The organism is Sutterella sp., from assembly GCF_052272535.1.
Classification (GTDB): Bacteria; Pseudomonadota; Gammaproteobacteria; order Burkholderiales; family Burkholderiaceae_F; genus Sutterella.
Genome location: NZ_DAVZJY010000204.1, coordinates 1 through 4,154, shown reverse-complemented (window position 1 = coordinate 4,154; position 4,154 = coordinate 1). Strand labels below are relative to the sequence as shown.

The 4,154-nt window shown below is 66.1% G+C and carries 4 protein-coding genes; 1 reads left to right on the top strand and 3 read right to left on the bottom strand.

Going from position 1 to position 4,154, the window contains the following annotated elements; genetic code table 11:
• Window positions 1-16: 16 nt before the first annotated feature.
• Window positions 17-838, bottom strand: a complete 822-nt coding sequence (gene pyrF / locus ACT6Y9_RS09110; protein ID WP_443744297.1) for an orotidine-5'-phosphate decarboxylase — start codon at window positions 836-838, stop codon at window positions 17-19.
• Window positions 839-1,084: 246 nt separating this feature from the next.
• Here pyrF and ACT6Y9_RS09105 point away from each other — a divergent pair, with 246 nt between their 5' ends.
• On the top strand, window positions 1,085-1,699 hold the full coding sequence (locus ACT6Y9_RS09105; RefSeq protein WP_295477704.1) for a hypothetical protein: 615 nt from the start codon (window positions 1,085-1,087) through the stop codon (window positions 1,697-1,699).
• 143 nt (window positions 1,700-1,842) lie between these two features.
• Here the strand turns inward: ACT6Y9_RS09105 and groL are convergent, their stop codons facing one another.
• Window positions 1,843-3,480, bottom strand: a complete 1,638-nt coding sequence (groL, locus tag ACT6Y9_RS09100) for a chaperonin GroEL (RefSeq protein WP_295477702.1) — start codon at window positions 3,478-3,480, stop codon at window positions 1,843-1,845.
• A 60-nt stretch (window positions 3,481-3,540) separates the two neighbouring features.
• A complete protein-coding gene (locus tag ACT6Y9_RS09095) occupies window positions 3,541-3,828 on the bottom strand; it encodes a co-chaperone GroES (protein WP_139688491.1) in 288 nt (95 codons plus the stop codon).
• Window positions 3,829-4,154: the final 326 nt, after the last annotated feature.

Here is a 4,154-nt window from a genome sequence, read left to right as displayed (position 1 = left end):
CGGCGCGGACTCCCGGTCAGCAGCCCCGCGCGGCGTTGATCGCGTCGCGGGTCGCGAGCGCGGCGGCGCGCGCCGCCTCCTTCCAGTCGGCGCCGCGGCTCGCGTAGAGGATCGCGCGTCCGGAGTTGATCACCATGCCCGCGCCGCAGGTGTCCATGCCGGCCTTGACGGCCGCCTCAACGTCGCCGCCCTGCGCGCCGACGCCCGGCACGAGGAGCGGAATGTCCGGAGCGATGCGGCGCACGGCGGCGAGCTCCTCGGGATAGGTGGCGCCCACGACGAGGCCGAGTTCGCCCGTGCGGTTCCACTTCTCGGCGACGAGGCGCGCGACGCGCTCGAAGAGCCGCTCGCCGCCGCCTACGTCGAGCATCTGCAGTTCGTCGCCCGACTTGTTGGAGGTGCGGCAGAGAAGGAACGCGCCCTTTTCGGGCCAGGCGAGGTAGGGCGCGACCGTGTCTTCGCCCATGTAGGGTGAGAGCGTCACGCAGTCCGCCTCGAAGCGTTCGAAGGCCTCGCGCGCGTAGTGCTCGCAGGTCGAGCCGATGTCGCCGCGCTTGGCGTCGAGGATCACCGGGATGCCCGGGTGGTTCGCGTGGATGTAGGCGATGATGCGCTTCAGAGCGTCCTCGGCCCCTTCGGAGGCGAAGTAGGCGATCTGCGGCTTGAAGGCGCAGACGAGGTCGGCGGTGGCGTCCACGATGCCGCAGCAGAATTCGTAGACCGCGTCGGGGGAGTCCGCGAGCACTTCGGGGAAGCGCGAGCGGTTGGGATCGAGCCCTACGCAGAGGAGCGTGTTCTGATTGCGCCAGCGCGCCTGCAGCATTTCGGTGAACTTCATCTTTGTTTCTTCTCCGGGGAGGTCCGCCGCTCTCGGGCGGGAGGATTCGTCTTCGGGCGCGTATTGTCGGGCGCGGGGCGTCGCCGGGTCAAGGCGGGGACTTCCTTGAGGGACTCACTTGCGAGCGAACGTACGCGCGGGCGCGGCGGGCGGCCGAAGGCGATAGGATGGACGGAGCGCGCGGTCCGCGCTCCCGTCGGAAGGGGGTGTGGGCCGCCTTGAAGAACATACAAGGAGGAGATCCTCATGACGAAGAACATCACCCGCCGCGCCTTCATGCTCGCGGCGGGCGCCGCCGCCGCCGCGGCGATCCCTGCGGTGGGCGCCAAGGAGGCGCAGAAGCGCACCTGGCCCGACCAGCCCGACGTCCCGACCGACTTCCAGGCGGAGCGCTGCTTCGTCGAGCTCGCCGAAAAGGGCGAAGGCGTGGTCTTCGAAGGGCCGAAGGACGGCCCGGTCGTGCGCCTCGCCTTCGACACGCAGTGCCCATGGTGCAAGTGGCAGTTCGAGCAGCTCAAGCCCTTCCTCGGGCGCGCCACCTTCATCTGGCACCCCGTCGCGGTGCTCAATCCCTGGAGCGAGCCGCAGGGTGCGGCGATCCTCGCCGCGCAGGACCCGAAGGCGAAGTTCCTCGAGCACGAGGCGCACTTCGAGGACAAGGACTTCCGCGGCCTCGACGTGCGCGGGAAGGAAATGCCCTGGGAGAAGCGCGTCAAGGTCTGGGACAACTCCAAGGCCTTCCGTCGCGCCTGCGGCATTTCGGTGCCCTTCGGCGTCGTGCGCACCGCCGACGGGAAGTACCTCCCCTTGAAGCAGTCCACTACCGCTGAATTCGCCGTCCTCACGGGCCTCAAGGCCTGACCGGCCGGGCGCGCCGCAGCGCCCGGTCCGTGCCCCCCGGGGGCGCGGGCCGGCCCGATGACGGAACAAGAAAAGCCCCGCCTCCCACTTCCGGGAGACGGGGCTTTTCAGTTCAGACGTTCAGTCTTGGGATGCGCGGCTGATTACATCATGCCGGGCATGCCGCCCATGCCGTCCATGCCGGCCGGGACGCCCTTCTCCTCGACGGGGAAGTCGGCGACCATGCAGTCGGTCGTGAGGATGAGCGAGGCGACCGAAGCGGCGTTCTGCAGAGCCGTGCGGGTGACCTTCGTCGGGTCGAGCACGCCCATCTCAACGAGATCGCCGTACTGGGCGGTCTGGGCGTTGTAGCCGAAGTTGCCTTCGCCCTGAGCGACGGTGTTCACCACGACGCTCGGTTCGTCGCCGGCGTTGGCGACGATCTGGCGCAGGGGCTCCTCCATCGCGCGCAGCACGATGCGGATGCCGGCGTTCTGCTCGTCGTTTTCGCCCTTGAGGGACTTGATGGCGAGCTTGGCGCGGATGAGCGCAACGCCGCCGCCCGGGACGATGCCTTCCTCAACCGCAGCGCGGGTGGCGTGCAGGGCGTCTTCGACGCGGGCCTTCTTCTCCTTCATCTCGACTTCGGTGGCGGCACCGACCTTGATGAGGGCCACGCCGCCGGCGAGCTTGGCGACGCGTTCCTGGAGCTTCTCGCGGTCGTAGTCGCTCGTGGCGCCTTCGATCTGCGTGCGGATGTTCTTGACGCGGTTCTCAATCGCGGCGGCATCACCGGCGCCGTCGATGATCGTGGTGTTCTCCTTGGAGACCTCAACCTTCTTGGCGGAGCCGAGCTGGGCGAGCGTCGCCTTGTCGAGCGAGAGGCCGACGTTGCTCGAGATGACCGTGCCGCCGGTGAGGACGGCGATGTCTTCGAGCATCGCGGTGCGGCGGTCGCCGAAGCCCGGGGCCTTGACGGCGCAGACCTTGAGGATGCCGCGGATGGAGTTCACGACGAGCGTGGCGAGCGCCTCACCGTCGATGTCCTCGGCGATGATGAGCAGCGGACGAGCGGCCTTGGCAACCTGTTCGAGCACCGGCAGAAGCTCGCGGATGTTCGAGATCTTCTTGTCGTGGAGCAGGATGAACGGGTTGTCGAGGACGGCGGACTGCTTCTCGGGCTGGTTGATGAAGTAGGGCGAGAGGTAGCCGCGGTCGAACTGCATGCCTTCGACGACTTCGAGCTCGTTCTTGAGGCTCTTGCCGTCTTCAACCGTGATCACGCCTTCCTTGCCGACCTTGTCCATCGCCTCGGAGATGATCTCGCCGATCTCGTGGTCCGAGTTGGCGGAGATGGCGCCGACCTGGGCGATCTCCTTGTTGGTCGTGGTGGGCTTGGATATCTTCTTGAGCTCTTCGATGGCGGCGGCGACGGCCTTGTCGATGCCGCGCTTGAGATCCATCGGGTTCATGCCGGCGGCGACGAACTTCATGCCTTCGTCGACGATCGCCTGGGCGAGAACCGTGGCCGTGGTCGTGCCGTCGCCGGCGTTGTCGCTCGTCTTCGAGGCGACTTCACGGACCATCGCGGCGCCCATGTTTTCGAACTTGTCCTTGAGCTCGATCTCCTTGGCGACCGAGACGCCGTCCTTCGTGACCGTCGGGCCGCCGAAGGAGCGTTCAAGAACGACGTTGCGGCCCTTCGGGCCGAGCGTCACCTTGACGGCGTTGGCGAGAACATTGATGCCGCGGACCATCTTGGAGCGGGCGTCATCACCGAAAAGAACCTGCTTGGCAGCCATTTCTTATTCCTTGAAAAGCGTTTCTTTCAAAAATCTGTGCGGAGTTTGTAGAGTGCGGAATTATTCGAGCACGCCCATGATGTCCTCCTCGCGCATGACGAGGAGCTCTTCGCCGTCGACCTTGACGGTCTGGCCGGAGTACTTGCCGAAGAGGACGCGGTCGCCCACCTTCACGTCCGGCGTGATGATGCGGCCGGCCTCATCGCGCTTGCCCGGGCCGACGGCGATCACTTCACCCTGGTCGGGCTTCTCGCCGGCCGTGTCCGGAATGACGATGCCGAAGGCGGTCGTCGTTTCGGCTTCAAGGCGCTTGATGATGACGCGGTCATGCAAGGGACGGATCTGCATCTTGGATATCTCCATTGAGAAATGATCTCGAGGGCCGCCCGGGCCGGAGTTTCGCTTCCGAAACGCTCCCGGCGGACGGTCCGCAACTTAAGAAAACCTGTGCGCGGGCGGAGCGCTCCTCTTCGGGGACGCCCCCTCCGCTACCATTTACTCCCCATATGGGGGCGGTCAAAAAGATTTCAAGCCCCGGGAGGAAAAATTTTTCCTCGAGGTCCTCGGCATGAAGAATTCACTTCAAAAAACAACGTTTTTGGCGCTCTTCGCGGCTTCCTGGGTCGCATTTTCCGGGTTCTGCGCTAGGGCCGAGGCGGCGCCCGCCGCTCCGG

Coding starts and splice junctions, on each gene's coding strand:
- pyrF (WP_443744297.1), bottom strand. CDS start 838: ATGAAGTTCACCGAAATGCTGCAGGCGCGCTGGCGCAATCAGAACACG.
- ACT6Y9_RS09105 (WP_295477704.1), top strand. CDS start 1,085: ATGACGAAGAACATCACCCGCCGCGCCTTCATGCTCGCGGCGGGCGCC.
- ACT6Y9_RS09095 (WP_139688491.1), bottom strand. CDS start 3,828: ATGCAGATCCGTCCCTTGCATGACCGCGTCATCATCAAGCGCCTTGAA.
- groL (WP_295477702.1), bottom strand. CDS start 3,480: ATGGCTGCCAAGCAGGTTCTTTTCGGTGATGACGCCCGCTCCAAGATG.